Source organism: Pseudovibrio sp. FO-BEG1, from assembly GCF_000236645.1.
In the GTDB taxonomy this organism is placed as follows: domain Bacteria; phylum Pseudomonadota; class Alphaproteobacteria; order Rhizobiales; family Stappiaceae; genus Pseudovibrio.
Genome location: NC_016642.1, coordinates 2,791,978 through 2,809,309 on the forward strand (window position 1 = coordinate 2,791,978; position 17,332 = coordinate 2,809,309).

Below are 17,332 nucleotides of genomic sequence, written 5' to 3' on the forward strand. Positions count from 1 at the left end.
CGTATGTTGAAAGTTCTCGTAACCGGAGTTTGGATTTGTCTTGTAACGGTTGTTGCAGCGTATTTCACTGCACTCTACAAGACCGATTTTGATCCGATGCTGCAAAAGAATGCGCATCTGGAAGGCTTGGATTATCAAAGCACCCCGACAATCAACGTGCCGGTGCTCGAAGACGGTAAGATCCACGGTTACATCGTAGCTCAGTTTGTTTTCACCGTTGATAGTGAACTGCTTGCCAAGCTCGCCGTTCCACCACATGCATTTATTGTCGATGAAGCCTTCCGCCTGATTTACAGCAAGGCAGACAAGGAATTCGCTCAGCTGAAGAAGTCCGATCTGAAGCAGCTGACGGAAGAGGTTCGTGATCGCGTCAATGAGCGCTTCGCAACCGACATCGTGCAGGACGTCCTCATTCAGGACTTCACCTTCCACGTGCCTGCGAGTTTGAGGGACAACATCATGGAGAATGCTGCGCAGCAGGCAGCGGCTTCATGATGTATCGACGACGATTGATCAGATGAGTTGCCAATATAAGATTTTGCACCGGGCCGTTGGCGCCGTTGATGCCCAGGATGAAGGGCGTGATATCAGAGCCAACGCTGTAGTGGTCATGCGCCCTGCAGCAGCGCCGCCCTCCTATGAGATCCTTTATGCCCCTGTCATGCTCTCTCAAGTGTCCACGGGCATGTTTGAGGGCAAGACACCACACGGTGAGATCCGTGTACGCCTTTCCGGGATCTACGGTGCAAAGCGACCGGTCATTCAAAGAGATCAACCGTATCTGCTCCTGTTAGGAGCCAGTGGGCGAAACGCCCGGATTGATGTGTTTACGCCCCCAAAGAGCGGGCAATAAAAAAGCGGAGCATGTGCTCCGCTTTTTGCTTTTCAGTCATCTGACCTGATTAAACGCTGTCGCCAGCCTTTTCAGCCTGCTTCACTGCAAAGTTGGTCAGGTGATCCATCATTTCAACAGTTGCAGCCTCAGCCTTCTCAGCATCATTGTTTGCCAATGCTTCTGCCAGCTTGTGGTGACGAATAGCAGAATCTTCGAGCTTCTCAGCGCCGCGGAAGGCGCTCCATGCCCGGCGGCTCATGGTCTGCAGAGGAGCCACAGCGCGTGCTGTAAACGGGTTACGGGACACAGCGCAGAGCACTTCATCAAACACCTTGTCAGCGCGCAGGTAGCCCTTCACGTCGCCTGCACGTGCCTGTGCGAGGATCTCCTCAGCGCACTGGTGCAGAGCTTCACGCTCTTCCGGTGTCGCACGTTTAACAGCAGAAGCCACCAGAAGCTGCTCCAGAGGCTTTCTGGTTTCCAGCACCAGCACGTACTCGGAGGTTTCGATCTCTGAAACGAACAGCCCTTTACGAGGACGAATGACGATCAGGCCCTCGGTTGAAAGGCGCTTGATGGCTTCGCGCACTGGGGTCCGGCCAATTCCGGTCCGTTCGCAAAGGTCGCCTTCAGTCAGGGCCATGCCCGGAGCAAGGTCAAGGTTGACGATCAACTCTTCAATCAGACGATAAGCTTTATCAGCAAGGCTCTCCTTTTTATGGGTCGCCAGAATCTGCTCAATAGCCATTGGGTTTCTTTCTCATCCAGGCTTTTTTGTTCCCAGGTGCTGCGCAAAAAGTACAGCAGTGGCAGCCCTTATAGGCGGCGGAACAGAAAATTGTATTCTTCACTCGCGTAACGTTGAGTGATCCACGAAAAAAGGGCCTGCGTTCAAGCAACAGCAGACCTGTCATCTCTTAATATCAGGTTTCCCCTTACCTGAGTATACCTATCTTTGCTGATGTTCAGCAGGAAAATAGTTTCCTCTTGGTTTAGGAAAGCCCTGTTTGCTCAGTAATGTGGAGGTTTCTGGTTGGCTGGTGCTTGTTCAACCAACTCCTGAATATCAAGCAAGTGGTCTTTCATCTGTCCCATTGCTGAAACGAGTCGGTCGATCACCTGTGCCTGATTGGAAACCACATCATTGAGCGTTTCGATCGTCTCGTTCTGATGTGCGATATGCACTTCCAGATCGTCGATCCGTTCCTCAAGACTCTTAGTCATAACTTATCCTAGAACGTGCCTTCGCCTGCAGTCATCCGCGTTAAGACGGTGGCTACACATACATGTAACTGAAACAACCTAAGCCAAAGGCAAGCAGCTTCAGTAGGCGTCGTAGCGGCAGAGGTCTTCCAAATGGCCAAAATTGTCAAGTGGAGCGATTGCGGCTGCGCAATTAAAATTCAAAAATGCGCAGCTTAATGAAGTTCTATGGCATCTCCTGTGGGTTTATCCCGTGCTTTTTTACAAAGCGGTTTCGATTTTTCGCAATATTACCTATCCGGCTAATTGCAATTTATGGTAATTTCTGATGGTTATCCTATAGGTAAAGATTAGGAAGATAACGAGAAGTGGTAAACCTGCTGACAGTTTAGTGATAGAGTGTAATCACACTGGTAAGGCTTTACGAGGACGTTAGGTAACGTCAATTGGACTTTCTCGATAAGGGGGATGCATGTCTGTCAAAAGAGAAGAAACGCGAAACCCTCTTGAGGAAGCGGAAAAAGCCAGCGGTCGCTCTGATCAGGAACTGTTCGGTATTGGTGATCTGGCTGAAGAATTCGAGATCTCAACCCGCTCCATTCGCTTTTATGAGAGCAAGGGGCTCATCTCTCCTCAGCGTGTGAATGGCGTACGCATCTATAACCGCAAGGACAGGGCGCGTCTGGCGCTAATCCTGCGCGGGAAAGCCATCGGTTCCTCACTCTCCGAGATCAAGCACTTCCTCGACCTCTATGGTCAGCACGGGGAAGGGCACCGTCAGCAGCTTGAATACCTCGCTTCGCGAACGGGGGAAGTCCTCAAGGAGCTCAGTGCAAGAAAAGATGCATTGGAAGTGACTATTTCTGAGATCCAATCCATACATGACGAGTGTATGGCCAAGCTTACAGAAGAATAAACTCAGCCCAAAACTGTTGGAATTACAGGCTTGTGTGACACGCTTTACGTGTGTCTGCAGGCCCGTAGTCGTATAAGCTCCTGATAGTATTGTGTAAAAACTGTATAAATATTCGTCTCCGATTCTAAAGTATAATTACCTCCTCGCGAATATGTGGTAAGAATACCTATGTAATTTCAGGTAAGTAAGAAGGAATAAAACAACCTGAAGATGCAGTTCTAGGTAGTCGTACCGATTAGACAGTGCTTCTGAAATTTTTAATTATTTCCGAAGTCAGAAACGAAACTTAATGCTCTAAAATCATCTGTCGAAGAATTAATCGCACATACTTGTGCGGTGTCGGTGATTTGGTTTGAGCTATGAGTGAGTAATCTCGTCGCGGAATTACGTGCAAGCCGAAATCGAAAAGCCCGAAGGATGCTCGTCCTTGCAGTCATGCGTGTGCACCTTTGCGTTGAGAAGACGGTCTTCCATCCTCCCGCTGCCTGAATAGTCCCTCACGGCAAAGATCCCTGAAGAAACTGCAGCAATAAGCAGTAGTGAAGATCAACTGGAACAAGCAAAAAATAACGGAATGAGAACACTGATGTCCTTGAAGAAAAGCCTCTTGCTTGGTGGTAGCCTGTTCGCAGCAGCAGTTGTGGCTGGTCCTGTAATGGCAAAAACTCTCGTGTACTGCTCTGAAGGGTCTCCGGAAGGCTTTACACCGTCTCTCTACACCGCAGGGACCACATTTGATGCAAGCTCGCGTCAGATCTACAACAAGCTGGTAGAGTTCAAGCCTGGTACAACCGAAATTGTTCCGGCACTGGCAGAAAGCTGGGAAGTCTCCGATGATGGCAAGGAGTACACCTTCCACCTACGCAAAGGTGTCAAGTTCCACACCACAAAGTGGTTCACACCAACACGCGACTTCAACGCTGATGATGTAATTTTTTCATTCGACCGTCAGGACAACAAAGACAATCCGTATCACAATGTGTCCGGAGGTACTTACGAGTACTTCAACGCGATGGACATGCCTGATCTGATCGACAGCATCGAAAAAGTTGACGACTACACCGTCAAATTCAAGCTGACCCGTCCAGAAGCACCGATGATCGCAAACCTGGCGATGGGCTTTGCGTCCATCCAGTCAGCTGAGTACGCAGACGCGATGTTGAACAGCAAGGAGACCTTCGATCAGAAGCCTGTTGGTACTGGTCCTTTCCAGCTGGTTGCTTATCAGAAAGACGCTTTGATCCGTTATAAAGCGAACCCGGATTATTGGAGAGGCAAAGCCCCACTGGACAATCTGGTGTTTGCAATTACTCCGGACGCATCCGTGCGCTACCAGAAGCTTGCCGCTGGCGAATGCCATGTGATGGCTTATCCAAACCCGGCTGATCTGGAAGCAATGTCCAAAGATCCAAACATCACCCTCCTGCAGCAGGAAGGTCTGAATGTTGGTTATCTGGCCTACAACACCCAGCAGGCACCGTTTGATAATCCAAAAGTGCGTAAGGCGCTGAACATGGCGATTAACAAGCAGGCCATTCTGGATGCAGTGTTACAGGGTGTAGGGCAGGTTGCGAAGAACCCGATCCCGCCGACCATGTGGTCCTACAACAATGAAGTTGTTGATGATCCATATGATCCGGAAGCTGCAAAAGCAGCGCTGGAAGCTGAAGGTGTCACAGATCTTGAAATGAAGATCTGGGCAATGCCTGTACAGCGTCCTTACAACCCGAACGCACGCCGCATGGCTGAACTTCTTCAGGCTGACTTCGCAAAGGTCGGTGTTGATGTTGAGATCGTGACCTACGAATGGGGTGAGTATCTGAAGCGATCTGCTGACGAGAAGCGTGATGGCGCAGTTCTGTTGGGCTGGACCGGTGACAACGGTGATCCGGACAACTTCCTCGCAGTGCTTCTGTCCTGTGACGCTGTGGGTGGCTCAAATCGTGCACAATGGTGTAACGATGAATTTAATGAACTCGTTGAAAAAGCGAAACAGGTATCTGACGTAGATGAACGCACGAGACTTTATGAAGAAGCTCAGGTAGTATTCAAGCGTGAAGCGCCTTGGGCAACTATTGCGCATTCTCTTGTCTCTGAGCCTATTAGTGTTCGTGTTGAAAACTACAAGATTGACCCCCTCGGCGGTCATTACTTCTATGGTGTAGATCTGAAGTAGAAATAATTTTCCGCTGGACAATTTGTATCCCGGCGATGTATTCGCCGGGATACTTTTTTGGAAAAGTCTTCCATACCGCAGGTGGTTTCCTGCGGATAAACAATCCTCTGATTGGTGTGACTGAAGTATGCTTCGTCTCATATTTAAAAAACTGGGTTTGCTCGTCCCGACTTTTATCGGGGTTACATTGACCTCGTTCTTCTTCATTCGCCTGCTTCCGGGCGATCCAATTTTGCTTCTGGCTGGCGAGCGCGGTGTCAGTCCTGAGCGTTACAACGAGCTGATGGTCCAGTTCGGTTATGACAAACCGGTCTGGGAACAGTATCTTTCTTATCTGGGTAATTTGTTCCAGGGCGACCTTGGCGTATCTATCGTCACAAAACAGCCGGTTCTTCAGGAGTTTATGACCCTGTTCCCGGCAACCGTAGAGCTCTCCATCTGTGCGATTATCTTCGCCGTGGTTGTTGGTCTTCCTGCAGGTATTATCGCGGCAGTAAAACGCGGTAAGACTTTGGACCACACCGTGATGACAACGGCTCTGGTTGGGTATTCCATGCCAATCTTCTGGTGGGGCCTGCTGCTGATCATCTTCTTCTCCGGTATTTTGGGATGGACGCCGGTATCAGGACGTATCTCGCTGCTCTACTGGATTGAACCGGTCACCGGTTTCATGCTGATTGATACGTTGCTGGCTGATGAGCCAGGTGCATTCGCCTCCGCGGTGAGCCACCTGATTCTTCCAACAGTCGTTCTTGGCACAATTCCACTGGCTGTGATCGCTCGTCAGACACGATCTGCCATGCTGGAGGTTCTGGATGAAGATTATGTGCGTACCGCGCGTGCAAAAGGTCTGTCCAACCTCCGCGTGATTGGCATTCATGCACTGCGTAATGCATTGATCCCTGTCATCACCATCATCGGCCTTCAGATCGGCGTTCTGTTCGCCGGTGCGATCCTGACTGAGAGCATCTTCTCATGGCCAGGCATCGGCAAGTGGATGGTTGATAGTATTTTCCGCCGTGACTACCCGGTCGTTCAGGGCGGTCTCTTGATGATTGCTGCAATTGTCATGATCGTGAACCTGATTGTGGACCTGATGTATGGTCTGATTAATCCGAAAATTCGGCATACGGAGTAAATCATGGCTGACGTGACACAAAATTCCGCGCCGGATACCCGGTTTGAACTTATCGTCAACTTCTGGAGACATTTCCGCACCAACAAAGGGGCTGTTGCGGGTCTGATCTTCTTTGTCGCGCTTGTGATTATCGCACTTGGCGCTGTGGTCATCGCACCACACTCACCAATCGAGCAGTATCGCGATGCGCTGCTGTTGCCGCCTGCATGGCAGGAAGGTGGGGACTGGTCCTACATTCTCGGCACCGACGCTGTTGGACGTGACCTGCTGTCCCGTCTGATCTACGGCAGTCAGTTCTCACTGTTCATCGGTGTGGTGGTTGTTTCCGTAGCGCTCGTTGTTGGCGTCTGCCTCGGTCTGGTGGCTGGTACGTTTGGTGGTTGGATTGATACCATCATCATGCGCATCATGGACATCATCCTGGCATTCCCATCCTTGCTGCTTGCCTTGGTGCTTGTTGCAATCTTGGGTCCATCGCTCATCAATGCGATGATCGCGATTGCGATTGTTCAGCAGCCATACTACGTGCGTCTGACCCGTGCATCTGTGATGTCCGAGATGAGCCGCGAGTATGTGATGGCCGCACGCGTGTCTGGTGTTGGCACTCTGCGTCTGATGTTCGTGACCGTGCTGCCAAACTGTATGGCACCGCTCATCGTTCAGGCTGCACTGTCCTTCTCCACCGCGATCCTTGACGCTGCAGCTCTTGGCTTCCTCGGCATGGGTGCGCAGGCTCCGGATCCGGAGTGGGGCACAATGCTTGCTGAATCCCGTGAGTTCATCCTGCGTGCACCATGGGTCGTGACCTTCCCAGGTCTTGCGATCCTGTCCACTGTGCTGGCGATCAACCTGATCGGTGATGGTCTGCGTGACGCACTCGATCCTAAGCTGAAGAGGAGCTGATCATGGCCCTTCTTGAAATTGAAAACCTCACAGTTGAATTCGACACAGTCGATGGGCGTTTTCGTGCTCTGGATGGTGTGAGTTATTCCATTGAAGCAGGCGAAGTGCTTGCTGTTGTGGGCGAGAGTGGCTCTGGTAAGTCCGTCGCCATGCTTGCTGTGATGGGGCTTCTGGCAAACAACGGTCACCTGTGGGCCGATAAGCTGGAGTTTGAAGGCTACGACCTTCTGACCATGTCTGCAAAACAGCGCCGTGAGATCATTGGTAAAGACATTTCCATGATCTTCCAGGAGCCAATTGCCAGCCTCAATCCATGCTTCACCGTGGGCTCTCAGATCGATGAGACTCTGAAAGAGCACACCAGCATGAGCCGCGGCGAGCGTAAAGCACGTGCGATCGAACTTCTGGACTCTGTTGGGATGCCAGAGCCGGCAAAGGCTTTGAAAAAGTATCCGCACCAGATGTCTGGTGGTCAGTGTCAGCGCGTCATGATCGCCATGGCAATTGCCTGTAAGCCAAAACTGCTGATCGCGGATGAGCCAACCACTGCGCTCGACGTGACCATTCAAAAGCAGATCCTTGATCTTCTTTTGGACCTTCAGCACGAAAGCGGCATGGGCCTGATCATGATCACCCACGACATGGCCGTAGTGGCAGAAACTGCGGACCGCGTGATTGTGCAGTACAAGGGCAAGAAGATGGAAGAGGCTGACGTCTTATCTCTCTTCGAAAGCCCGAAAAACGCATACACCAAAGCTCTGCTGTCAGCGCTTCCGGAAAATGCGACAGGAGATCGTCTGCCAACGGTGTCTGATTTCCACCTTGGTGATGGAGGTGCATCCTAATGGCTGGCGATATCATCCTCGAAGCACGTAATCTGGTGCGTGAGTACCGGACCAAAGAAGGTCTCTTCGGCAAAGAGCACGTCAACCGTGCGCTGAAGGGCATCAGCTTCTCTCTGGAGCGCGGCAAGACCCTTGCTGTGGTTGGGGAATCTGGCTGTGGTAAATCCACACTCGCCCGTATCCTGACTCTGATCGATCCGGCAACCGAAGGTGAGCTCCTCATCGAAGGCAAGCCAATCGATATTTCCAAGGAAAAGCTGTCCAAGGACATGCGCTCCAAAGTGCAGATCGTGTTCCAGAACCCATACGGTTCTTTGAACCCGCGTCAGCGCATTGGGGACGTGCTCACTGAGCCGCTCATGATCAACACCGACATGACACCGGCAGAGCGTCGCGATAAAGCGATGGAGATGCTGGTCAAGGTTGGCCTTGGTCCTGAGCACTACAGCCGCTACCCGCACATGTTCTCCGGTGGTCAGCGTCAGCGCGTCGCCATTGGACGCGCTCTGGTGCTTAATCCGTCACTGCTCATCCTCGATGAGCCAGTTTCAGCGTTGGACCTGTCCGTTCAGGCGCAAATCCTGAACTTGCTGGCGGATCTGCAGGACGAATTTAACCTCACTTACCTGTTCATTTCTCACGATCTGTCCGTGGTGCGCTACATCGCAGACAAGGTAATGGTGATGTACTTTGGTGAGGTTGTTGAGTACGGCACCCGCGACGAAGTGTTTGGAAATCCTCAGCATGAGTATACCCGTACACTCTTCAACGCGACGCCTCAGGCGGACATCGCGCACATCAAGGCGCGACTGGCTGCTTCTCAGTAAGCTAAATTAGCAATTTAATATACAAAGCGGCGGTTCCCAAGAGGGAGCCGCCGCTTTGTCATTTCATTAACGATTTTCCCCATTCAGTGCAATGTTGAAACAAATTCTTTGAAAAATACGCAATTAAGAGGAGATTTTACCGACAATTACGTATAAGGTACTCCCGTTTGCAGCTGTTGCGTATGGGGTGTGCTGGGGAGGACACAACGCAGCGGAGGGGAGGCTCAATGTTGTGCTCTATCCGCGCTATTTCTTCCCGATAACACTCTGAACTCGGCTTTCTCCTGGTGGGGAAGTCCGTAGGCTTGAGGTGAGCCTGCGGCATGGCACTGCAAAATCCTATGAGAAGAACTGCATCAAGCAGCTTCGACAAAATGATCAAAGGCCTAAGCTTTTGCATTCACTTTAGGTGATTGGGGACACGAGAAATGAAAAAATCAATTCTTATGGGCAGTGTGTTTGCTGCGACATTGGCGTTTGCTGCACCAAGCATGGCAAAGACGCTTGTATACTGCTCAGAAGGTTCTCCTGAGGGCTTCACACCAGCTCTCTACACAGCTGGTACAACATTCGACGCGTCTTCCCGTCAGATGTTCAACCGTCTGATCGAATTTGAGCGTGGCGGCACCAACATCGTTCCAGCTCTGGCTGAAAAATGGGAAGTTTCCGAAGACGGTAAGGAATACACCTTCTATCTTCGCAAAGGCGTAAAGTTCCACACCACAAAGAACTTCACTCCAACCCGCGACTTCAATGCAGACGATGTGATCTTCTCCTTTGAGCGTCAGGGTAAAAAAGATCATCCATACCATCTGGTATCCGGCGGTACCTATGAGTACTTCGGTTACATGGATCTGGCGAACCTGATCGAAAAAATCGAACGTGTTGACGACTACACAGTTAAGTTCGTTCTCAAGCGTCCAGAAGCACCAATGCTTGCAAACCTGGCTATGGACTTTGCTTCCATCCATTCTGCTGAATATGCAGACAACATGATGGACAACAAGGATGCATTCGACCAGAACCCTGTCGGCACCGGTCCATTCCAGATGGTTGGTTACCAGAAAGATGCGATGATCCGCTATAAAGCTCACCCAGACTACTGGGCAGGCAAAGCGCCAATCGACAATCTGGTCTTCGCAATCACTCCAGATGCATCTGTTCGCTATCAGAAGCTGAAAGCAGGCGAATGTCATGTCATGCCATTCCCGAACCCAGCTGATATTGAAGCAATGAAGGAAGATCCTGCGATCAACCTGATGCAGCAGGAAGGCCTGAACGTTGGTTACCTGGCTTACAACACCAAAGTTGCGCCATTTGATAATCCAAAAGTTCGCCGTGCTCTGAACGCAGCAATGAACAAGGATGCGATCATCGACGCAGTCTTCCAGAGTGCTGGTAAGATTGCTAAGAACCCACTTCCACCAACAATCTGGTCATACAACGATTCTATCGAAGATGATGTGTATGACGTGGAAGCTGCAAAAGCTGCTCTGGCAGCAGAAGGCGTTAAAGATCTCAAGATGAAGATCTGGGCAATGCCAGTTCAGCGTCCTTACAACCCGAACGCACGTCGTATGGCTGAAGTTATTCAGTCTGACTTTGCTGAGGTTGGCGTAGAAGTTGAAATCGTTTCCTACGAGTGGGGTGAGTACCTGAAGCGCTCTAAGGAAGAAGATCGTGACGGTGCTGTTCTTCTCGGCTGGACCGGTGACAATGGTGACCCAGACAACTTCCTTGCTGCTCTTTTGAGCTGTGAAGGCGTTGGTGGTTCCAACCGTGCTCAGTGGTGTAATGCTGAGTTCCAGGACCTGATTTCTAAAGCGAAGCTGACTTCAGATATCGCTGAGCGTACCAAGCTCTATGAACAGGCACAGGTGGTCTTCAAACGTGAAGCTCCATGGGCGACCATCGCTCACTCAGTTGTATCTGAGCCAGTCTCCGTAAAGGTAGACAACTACAAGATTGACCCGTTCGGTGGTCACATCTTCTACGGTGTTGGCCTGAAGTAATTCAGAGCTCTCTGATCTACGGAAAGCCCCGGCCTTGTGCCGGGGCTTTTTTTTGTTTGGGTATACGGGAGTTGAAAAACTTATTCCCCTCGCTTGAAGCCATGCCCATACTAAACCCATGCCTACGTAACGGGCTGCTGGCGGAGCGACCGTCAGTGTGTCGTAGGCTGGGCGGGGCTATCGGGAGAGATAGCGCAGCTTTCGGTGGTCCGGTGAACCGAACTTCAAACGTGGCCGCATGGTTTGAGGGGAAGGGCCCAGGAATATAGGGTATCACGCGGTGATGGAGACACGAGCACCGGCAAGGAGACTTGCTTTTGCGACTGTATTTGTCAGAGACGGAGGAACTGTTTGGGCAGGGAAACCTGACTGGATAAGCCACTGTCTTTCCGGGAAACCGGTTATCGTGCCTTATAGGCAAAAGAGGCGACGTTGTTCATCAAAAGAAAGCCCGGGCAAGGCGAGTAGCCAATGCCGAAGACTCATTACTAACAAACAGCGCAGGTATTGCCTGCTGCCTTGCTCATCCCGCTTATCGGGAAATCCAGCTTCACCACTGCATGGTATGCCATGCGGTGCTTTAAGTGCTTGTTTATTTGTCAAGAAATCAGTGACTAGTTCCAATTGCCAGATGGATCGGCCCGCGCAGCTTAAAGTAGCATCACTCCTACACATATAATCAATGGGCTGGGAGAGCGTGAGCAGATGGACAATTACTTAAAAGAGTTTCCAAACAAAGAAGGCTACTTCGGAGAATACGGTGGTGCATTCCTGCCGCCTGAGCTGGTACCTCAGTTCGAAGAGATTGCCAAAGCCTATGACAAGATCTCAGGCGATGCTTCCTACATCAATGAGCTGCGTTACATCCGCAAACACTTTCAGGGCCGTCCAACGCCAGTTTCTCACGCCCGCAACCTATCCAATCGCATTGGGTCCGGCGCGAACATATATCTGAAGCGGGAAGACCTCAACCACTCCGGCGCTCACAAGCTCAACCACTGCATGGCAGAAGCTCTGTTGGCCAAACACATGGGCAAAAAGAAGCTCATTGCGGAGACCGGGGCAGGGCAGCACGGCGTGGCCCTGGCAACCGCAGCCGCATATTTTGAGCTGGAATGTGAAATCCACATGGGTGAAGTGGATATTGAGAAAGAGCATCCAAACGTAGTCCGTATGCAGCTGCTCGGTGCAAAGCTTGTCCCGGTTGGTTTCGGTGGCCGTACACTGAAAGAGGCCGTGGATTCAGCCTTCACCTCCTATCTGGAGCAGGCAGATGAGGCTCTGTTCGCAATCGGCTCTGTGGTTGGCCCGCATCCATTCCCACGCATGGTCCGCGACTTCCAGCAGATCGTCGGGATCGAGGCGCGTGAGCAGTTCACAGAAATGACCGGCAACCTGCCAGACCACGCCGTGGCCTGTGTCGGCGGTGGGTCTAACGCCATGGGCCTGTTCTCCGGCTTCATTCAGGACAAGTCTGTTAAGCTCCATGGCGTTGAGCCAATGGGTAAAGGCCCAGAGCTAGGCCAGCATGCAGCAACCATGACATTCGGTAAGCCAGGCATGCTTCATGGCTTCAAGTGCCGCGTTCTGGAAGATGCAGAAGGCAATCCGGCACCAGTTCACTCAATCGCATCCGGTCTGGATTATCCGGGTGTCGGCCCTGAGCATTCCTACCTGCACGACATCGGCAAGGTGCACTACGGCTCTGCAACGGACGACGAAACTCTGCAGGCGTTCTGGGTGCTATCCCGCTATGAGGGCATCATTCCAGCGCTGGAAAGCTCCCACGCTGTCGCCTACGCCATCAAGCTGGCCAAGGAATGTCCGGGTGAAACGATCCTCGTGAACCTGTCCGGTCGTGGTGATAAGGATCTGGATTATGTGGCTGATAACTTCGGCACAGGCGAAGACCTGAAGATGTAAGGCACGCCATTACCCCTCGGGATAGGGGAATGAAGTGTAGGAACAAGATACATAAAGGGAGCTCAGGCTCCCTTTTTCAAAGCGAAGGTGTGCCGTCACACATTCCTGTTTCGGATCGCCATATAAGATGTGTAGGAAACGCCACCTGCGCCAGAGATAAACGCTGCCACATCCCGTGCCGGACCGCCATACATGACAGTTTGGAAAACAACCACGAAAAAGAACAGCATCACAGAGGCTGCAAAGGTTTTGCCGATAAACAAGAAAATCCGGTTCATATGCGTGATCCTGACTGAATAACTGCCCAAAGGAGTGAAGCTCATTTTAGAAAGATGACTTGCTTCAAAACAAGGCGTTACAGCGCTTTGCAATCAATGAGGTGTTTGCAAAGTGCTTTAACTCCCATTGAGCCAATATGGGGTAGGGGATTAATCCTACAAGGTAAAAGCTGTGAGAAAATAAAAAAGCCTCCGCGAATATTCGGGAGACTTGAAGTCCTCTGGAAGAGGAATGGTGGGCGATGAGAGACTCGAACTCCCGACATCTTCGGTGTAAACGAAGCGCTCTACCAACTGAGCTAATCGCCCCCGTAGGGTGGTACGCCGTGTGGCGTGAGGAGGTGTTTAGGCCCTTTGCCGGGTTCCTGCAAGCCCCCTCAGAAACTTTTCCCAAAAGAATTCAAAATATCTCAGATATATCGTCGTGATGGGTACGGCGCATCCAGACCGGTCTCCTATTGCTTATATTTATCAGAGGGTTGAGCTTGGTGGTAATTCGCATAAGGCATGTTGCTCACAATCAGCAAAGGCTTACGGGATGGCCGGCGGAACATGAACAGCTTGGCTACATAAAGCCGATAGGCCGTGAACAGCGCCAGAGAACCACTCAGGCTGATCAGGATGAAGTCAGGCGTCTTGGAACCAAGAATAGGGGCAAGGATACTGATGAGCGTAGGACCAGCCACACTGCCAGCTGCCCAGATAAAGAGCAGGTAAGTCGACAGCGCAACACTGCTCTCCGGCTTCCGCTCAAATGCGTGCGCCACGCAAATCGATTGCAGCGGGAAGGCGAGGCCACCAAGCACAGCCAGCACCAGACCCAGCATGGTCAGCAGGTGATAATTGCGCAGGAAGCCAGAGTTCCAACCGGTAAACGGATCAGCAAGCAGGAATGTCACCATGATCGCAGCGATCAGCGTAGAGGAACCAAGGATCAGCCATCTGCGATCCATACGGTCAGCAAGGGAGCCAAACGGCCATTGGAACATCAGACGCCCAATGTAAAGCATAGCAATCATCAGAGCCGTTGTGCTGCCACCAACACCAGCTTTGGAAAGGGAAAACGGCACAATGGTCAAAAGGCTTGTCACAATCGCACCGGAAGCAAACGCACCCAGCACCGCAACAGGAGACTGTGCCCAAATCTCCCGAAACTTCACACGCTTGGACTTGTAGGTCCGAGGAGGAACAGAACGCGTCATGCAAAGCAGAACCACTGCGGCCAGCAAAATGGCACTCAACAGCTCCAGCATCTGCAAAGGAACCTCAGTGTAATGGGCAACGAAAATCTGTGAGAGAATAGCCATTGCGCCGATCACGATGGAGTTCACGGAAAGAACACGTCCACGAACCTCATCTTTCACGGTTTCGTTCAGCCAGGCATCCGCCGTTGCAAACAACATGGCAAAGGCAGCGCCCATAAAGAAGCGCAGAACAGTCCAGAAGATAATGCTCTCAGAGTTTTTGAAAAGGAGGACCAACAAGGCAGTCAGACCAGCCGCACCAGCAAAAGCCCGGATATGGCCAATCCGGTTGATCATCCGCACACCGCGCATGCACCCAGCCATAAAGCCAAGCGAATAGGCACCCGCCACAAGGCCCGCCTGGGAGGCAGAACCTCCGATACTGGCGATCTGAAGCGGCAGGCTCGTCAATAAAGCAGAGCTCGCCAACTGTGCAAGAGCACTGGCAAGAATGATCGCAAACAACGAAACAAGTGAAGCTTTTACCATGCAGCAATAGACCAGCGCCTGTCCTGACGCGGTGTTCCTGTGTTGATTTCATTTAGTGGAAAACAGAGCTTTCCGATGCTGGATGTTTCGCAGGGGAATGTGACTGCATTGAGCGAAAATTCGCACCAAGCGGTGATTTTATGATGGGATTTACGTGGGGGAAATACGTCGGATTTGCGGCTGCAAACAAAACTGCCGCCCAATGCAAAAGCACGGGCGGCAGATTAATCTTTATCTGTATCAAAGAGTTAGGAAGGAGCGTTCTCTTCACTCAGCTCTTTAACAGCTGCTTCCAGCTGATTGTAATGAGAAATCACCACATCCGGGCCAAGTTCGCGGACCGGAATGTCGGTGTAACCGAAATCAACTGCAATCACTGGCAGGCCAGCGTTGCGCGCAGCAGAAATGTCAGCTTTGGAGTCACCTACGAAAATGGAACCGGCACGGGAACCGCCCGCAATGTCGATTGCGCCAAACACTGGCATCGCATCCGGCTTGTTCTTGGAGAAGGTGTCACCACCGACTACCGAGTCAAACAGATGTTCCATTTCCATGGCCCGAACCAGAGGCTTGGCCAGTTTTTCCAGCTTGTTTGTGCAGATAGCGGTTTTCCAGCCTGCTTCTCTCAAGCGCGCAATTGTTTCCAGCGCCTGAGGAAAAGCGTGAGTGTGATCGGCAATGTGGGTTTCGTAATAACGAATAAACTTGGCAAGCAGCGGTTCCAGAACTTCGTCTGTCACTTCAATCTTGTTTGCCTCAAGCCCACGGGTCATCAGCACTTTCACGCCAGCACCCACCATTTTTCTGACCCGTTCAGGTTCAATGGCTTCAAATCCGGCTTCTACCAAAACATGATTCATCGACGCTGTAAGGTCTCCCATGGTCTCCAGGAGAGTACCGTCTAGGTCGAAAACCAGAACTGGTGTTGTCATACTTAAGCTCGTTTCTGTTGAGAAAATCCGCGCCACCCTAACGAAATTCGCCGTGAAGTCAATTTGCGAGGAAAACCTATAGTGTGTTGGGTGGATTGCTGCTTGGCGGGGCTGGCACCTCATGGTAATCAGCAGGAGTTATGTCAGAGTAGACCCAAGCGGTATAACTAGGCAAAATTGTTCTGAATTGTGAATGTTTCCTAAGAAGCTTAGGGTCCGGGGAAGAGAAAATAGTCAGATGGCAATGAGTTTGAAGGCGCAGGCCGCAGCTGCAGCACTCAAGGAAGTTAAGCCCGGCATGAAGCTGGGGATAGGTTCTGGATCAACAGTCAACGAAATGATCCGCCTTCTGGCAGATATGGTCAAGGATGGTTTCGAGATCATCGGTGTTCCAGCCTCCTCTTACTCTCAGGCGCTTTGCGATGAACTGGGAGTTCCACTGACCACATTGGACGAAACGCCGGTGCTGGACCTTGTAATTGATGGTGCGGATGAGATTGATCCGCAGCTGAATCTCATCAAAGGCGGCGGTGCGGCACTGCTTCGCGAAAAAATCATCGCGGCAGCATCTGGCCGTATGCTTGTCATCGCAGATGAGAGCAAAATTGTTGATACACTCGGAAAGTTCCCGCTTCCCGTGGAGGTTATCCCATTCGGGCTTGAGGCTACCCGGCAGATGATGCAAAACAGCTTGGACGCTGAGGGGCTGCAAGGCGAGATGATCTTGCGTATGGCAGGTGATAAGCCACTTGTAACCGATAACGGCAACTACATTCTCGATTGCCATCTGAAGGCAATCAGCGATCCGAAGTCACTAGCAAAACGCCTGGAAGTTATTCCGGGTGTCGTTGAACACGGGTTGTTTATTGATATGGCGGTACGGGCTTATGTCGCCGGTACTGATGAAATTCGTGTCTTGGAACCTTAAGCTATCCTGACAGTCATTTAAGGACAGCTGATTAAAATATAGGGGAGCCATTTTATGCTCGCTAAGTTCAAGTCTGCAGCAATTGCAGGTGTCGCATCACTGGTTGTTGCTGGTGTGCTGATTTCCAGCCCGGTCATGGCTCAGGACAATTCCATTTCTGAAAGCCACATCGAAGCTGCAAAAGCAGCCGTTCGTGCAACAAAGTCCATCGAGAACTTCGACAACATCCTTCCAGATGTTGCCGAGCGCACGCGCACCCTGTTCATCCGCTCCAATCCGGCAATGAGCGCTGAGATCGACATTGCTGTCAACGAAGCTGCTGTTGAACTTATCCCACGCCGTCAGGAACTTGACCGCGTGATCTATGAAGTTTGGGCACGCCGCTTCACCGAAGAGCAGCTCAACGAAATCGCTACTTTCTACAACTCTGACACTGGTAAGCGTCTTGCTGACCTGTCCGGTACACTGTCCGCGCTGACCATCGGTGCAGCAAAGCAGTGGGGCGACGCAATCAGCACCGACATGGTTGCGATTGCACGTCAGAAACTTGCTGCGATGGCTGCTCAATAAGCGATCACGAAATCGCCATCCAAAATGAACAGTTAGATCAGATACGCCCCTTGAAATTTGGGCGTATCTGGCCCAAGTCTGAGCCTACGTTTTTATAAGACAAGACCTTAGAG

Annotated in this window: 17 protein-coding genes and 1 tRNA gene; 12 read left to right on the top strand and 6 right to left on the bottom strand. The window is 51.4% G+C overall.

Annotated features, from left to right (window positions below; all coding sequences use genetic code 11):
* The first annotated feature begins 3 nt into the window (after nucleotides 1-3).
* A complete protein-coding gene (locus PSE_RS12850; RefSeq protein WP_014285260.1) occupies nucleotides 4-495 on the top strand; it encodes a flagellar basal body-associated FliL family protein in 492 nt (163 codons plus the stop codon).
* Between the two features lie 22 nt (nucleotides 496-517).
* Complete coding sequence (locus PSE_RS12855; protein ID WP_208997931.1) at nucleotides 518-853, top strand: hypothetical protein; 336 nt, start codon at nucleotides 518-520, stop codon at nucleotides 851-853.
* Between the two features lie 49 nt (nucleotides 854-902).
* Here PSE_RS12855 and PSE_RS12860 read toward each other — a convergent pair whose 3' ends face one another.
* Both PSE_RS12860 and PSE_RS12865 read right to left on the bottom strand, forming a co-directional pair.
* Nucleotides 903-1,583, bottom strand: a complete 681-nt coding sequence (locus PSE_RS12860) for a GntR family transcriptional regulator (protein ID WP_008551859.1) — start codon at nucleotides 1,581-1,583, stop codon at nucleotides 903-905.
* 263 nt (nucleotides 1,584-1,846) lie between these two features.
* Nucleotides 1,847-2,059 carry a SlyX family protein gene (locus tag PSE_RS12865; protein ID WP_008551763.1) on the bottom strand — a complete coding sequence of 71 codons (213 nt, stop codon included), beginning with the start codon at nucleotides 2,057-2,059 and terminating at the stop codon, nucleotides 1,847-1,849.
* Between the two features lie 451 nt (nucleotides 2,060-2,510).
* Here PSE_RS12865 and PSE_RS12870 point away from each other — a divergent pair, with 451 nt between their 5' ends.
* From PSE_RS12870 to trpB, 8 genes are all read left to right on the top strand, one after another.
* Nucleotides 2,511-2,954: a MerR family DNA-binding transcriptional regulator gene (locus PSE_RS12870; RefSeq protein ID WP_014285261.1), complete on the top strand. Its 444-nt coding sequence runs from the start codon at nucleotides 2,511-2,513 to the stop codon at nucleotides 2,952-2,954.
* A gap of 586 nt (nucleotides 2,955-3,540) precedes the next feature.
* Complete coding sequence (locus PSE_RS12875) at nucleotides 3,541-5,130, top strand: ABC transporter substrate-binding protein (RefSeq protein ID WP_305809550.1); 1,590 nt, start codon at nucleotides 3,541-3,543, stop codon at nucleotides 5,128-5,130.
* Nucleotides 5,131-5,257: 127 nt separating this feature from the next.
* Nucleotides 5,258-6,268 (top strand): ABC transporter permease subunit, encoded by a 1,011-nt coding sequence (locus PSE_RS12880; RefSeq protein WP_014285263.1) that lies wholly within the window; start codon nucleotides 5,258-5,260, stop codon nucleotides 6,266-6,268.
* 3 nt (nucleotides 6,269-6,271) lie between these two features.
* Complete coding sequence (locus PSE_RS12885; RefSeq protein ID WP_014285264.1) at nucleotides 6,272-7,171, top strand: ABC transporter permease subunit; 900 nt, start codon at nucleotides 6,272-6,274, stop codon at nucleotides 7,169-7,171.
* A gap of 2 nt (nucleotides 7,172-7,173) precedes the next feature.
* A complete protein-coding gene (locus tag PSE_RS12890) occupies nucleotides 7,174-8,016 on the top strand; it encodes an ABC transporter ATP-binding protein (protein WP_014285265.1) in 843 nt (280 codons plus the stop codon).
* Nucleotides 8,016-8,843, top strand: a complete 828-nt coding sequence (locus PSE_RS12895) for a dipeptide ABC transporter ATP-binding protein (RefSeq protein ID WP_008551751.1) — start codon at nucleotides 8,016-8,018, stop codon at nucleotides 8,841-8,843. The genes PSE_RS12890 and PSE_RS12895 overlap by 1 nt, the downstream gene beginning before the upstream one ends.
* 428 nt (nucleotides 8,844-9,271) lie before the next feature.
* Nucleotides 9,272-10,855 carry an ABC transporter substrate-binding protein gene (locus PSE_RS12900; RefSeq protein WP_014285266.1) on the top strand — a complete coding sequence of 528 codons (1,584 nt, stop codon included), beginning with the start codon at nucleotides 9,272-9,274 and terminating at the stop codon, nucleotides 10,853-10,855.
* A gap of 705 nt (nucleotides 10,856-11,560) precedes the next feature.
* Complete coding sequence (gene trpB, locus PSE_RS12905) at nucleotides 11,561-12,778, top strand: tryptophan synthase subunit beta (protein ID WP_014285267.1); 1,218 nt, start codon at nucleotides 11,561-11,563, stop codon at nucleotides 12,776-12,778.
* Nucleotides 12,779-12,873: 95 nt separating this feature from the next.
* On the opposite strand, the gene PSE_RS12910 is transcribed toward trpB, so the two are convergent.
* The 4 genes from PSE_RS12910 to PSE_RS12925 form a co-directional block, all read right to left on the bottom strand.
* Complete coding sequence (locus tag PSE_RS12910; RefSeq protein WP_008551766.1) at nucleotides 12,874-13,056, bottom strand: hypothetical protein; 183 nt, start codon at nucleotides 13,054-13,056, stop codon at nucleotides 12,874-12,876.
* A gap of 233 nt (nucleotides 13,057-13,289) precedes the next feature.
* Nucleotides 13,290-13,365 (bottom strand) — tRNA-Val (locus PSE_RS12915).
* 146 nt (nucleotides 13,366-13,511) lie between these two features.
* Entirely contained in the window at nucleotides 13,512-14,789 is a 1,278-nt protein-coding gene (locus tag PSE_RS12920; protein WP_014285268.1) for an MFS transporter, read from the bottom strand.
* A gap of 248 nt (nucleotides 14,790-15,037) precedes the next feature.
* A complete protein-coding gene (locus PSE_RS12925) occupies nucleotides 15,038-15,721 on the bottom strand; it encodes an HAD-IA family hydrolase (protein WP_041768445.1) in 684 nt (227 codons plus the stop codon).
* 238 nt (nucleotides 15,722-15,959) lie between these two features.
* Between PSE_RS12925 and rpiA the strand changes: the two genes are divergently transcribed.
* Both rpiA and PSE_RS12935 read left to right on the top strand, forming a co-directional pair.
* Complete coding sequence (gene rpiA / locus PSE_RS12930) at nucleotides 15,960-16,649, top strand: ribose-5-phosphate isomerase RpiA (RefSeq protein WP_008551913.1); 690 nt, start codon at nucleotides 15,960-15,962, stop codon at nucleotides 16,647-16,649.
* 54 nt (nucleotides 16,650-16,703) lie between these two features.
* Nucleotides 16,704-17,219, top strand: a complete 516-nt coding sequence (locus tag PSE_RS12935) for a DUF2059 domain-containing protein (protein WP_008551909.1) — start codon at nucleotides 16,704-16,706, stop codon at nucleotides 17,217-17,219.
* The last annotated feature ends 113 nt before the right edge of the window (nucleotides 17,220-17,332 follow it).

What these genes read in the sequence shown, in the direction of transcription:
- trpB (WP_014285267.1), top strand. Translation starts at nt 11,561, where the DNA reads ATGGACAATTACTTAAAAGAGTTTCCAAACAAAGAAGGCTACTTCGGA.
- PSE_RS12870 (WP_014285261.1), top strand. Translation starts at nt 2,511, where the DNA reads ATGTCTGTCAAAAGAGAAGAAACGCGAAACCCTCTTGAGGAAGCGGAA.
- PSE_RS12865 (WP_008551763.1), bottom strand. Translation starts at nt 2,059, where the DNA reads ATGACTAAGAGTCTTGAGGAACGGATCGACGATCTGGAAGTGCATATC.
- rpiA (WP_008551913.1), top strand. Translation starts at nt 15,960, where the DNA reads ATGGCAATGAGTTTGAAGGCGCAGGCCGCAGCTGCAGCACTCAAGGAA.
- PSE_RS12875 (WP_305809550.1), top strand. Translation starts at nt 3,541, where the DNA reads ATGTCCTTGAAGAAAAGCCTCTTGCTTGGTGGTAGCCTGTTCGCAGCA.
- PSE_RS12925 (WP_041768445.1), bottom strand. Translation starts at nt 15,721, where the DNA reads ATGACAACACCAGTTCTGGTTTTCGACCTAGACGGTACTCTCCTGGAG.
- PSE_RS12895 (WP_008551751.1), top strand. Translation starts at nt 8,016, where the DNA reads ATGGCTGGCGATATCATCCTCGAAGCACGTAATCTGGTGCGTGAGTAC.
- PSE_RS12935 (WP_008551909.1), top strand. Translation starts at nt 16,704, where the DNA reads ATGCTCGCTAAGTTCAAGTCTGCAGCAATTGCAGGTGTCGCATCACTG.
- PSE_RS12890 (WP_014285265.1), top strand. Translation starts at nt 7,174, where the DNA reads ATGGCCCTTCTTGAAATTGAAAACCTCACAGTTGAATTCGACACAGTC.
- PSE_RS12920 (WP_014285268.1), bottom strand. Translation starts at nt 14,789, where the DNA reads ATGGTAAAAGCTTCACTTGTTTCGTTGTTTGCGATCATTCTTGCCAGT.
- PSE_RS12860 (WP_008551859.1), bottom strand. Translation starts at nt 1,583, where the DNA reads ATGGCTATTGAGCAGATTCTGGCGACCCATAAAAAGGAGAGCCTTGCT.
- PSE_RS12900 (WP_014285266.1), top strand. Translation starts at nt 9,272, where the DNA reads ATGAAAAAATCAATTCTTATGGGCAGTGTGTTTGCTGCGACATTGGCG.
- PSE_RS12885 (WP_014285264.1), top strand. Translation starts at nt 6,272, where the DNA reads ATGGCTGACGTGACACAAAATTCCGCGCCGGATACCCGGTTTGAACTT.
- PSE_RS12850 (WP_014285260.1), top strand. Translation starts at nt 4, where the DNA reads ATGTTGAAAGTTCTCGTAACCGGAGTTTGGATTTGTCTTGTAACGGTT.
- PSE_RS12855 (WP_208997931.1), top strand. Translation starts at nt 518, where the DNA reads ATGAGTTGCCAATATAAGATTTTGCACCGGGCCGTTGGCGCCGTTGAT.
- PSE_RS12880 (WP_014285263.1), top strand. Translation starts at nt 5,258, where the DNA reads ATGCTTCGTCTCATATTTAAAAAACTGGGTTTGCTCGTCCCGACTTTT.
- PSE_RS12910 (WP_008551766.1), bottom strand. Translation starts at nt 13,056, where the DNA reads ATGAACCGGATTTTCTTGTTTATCGGCAAAACCTTTGCAGCCTCTGTG.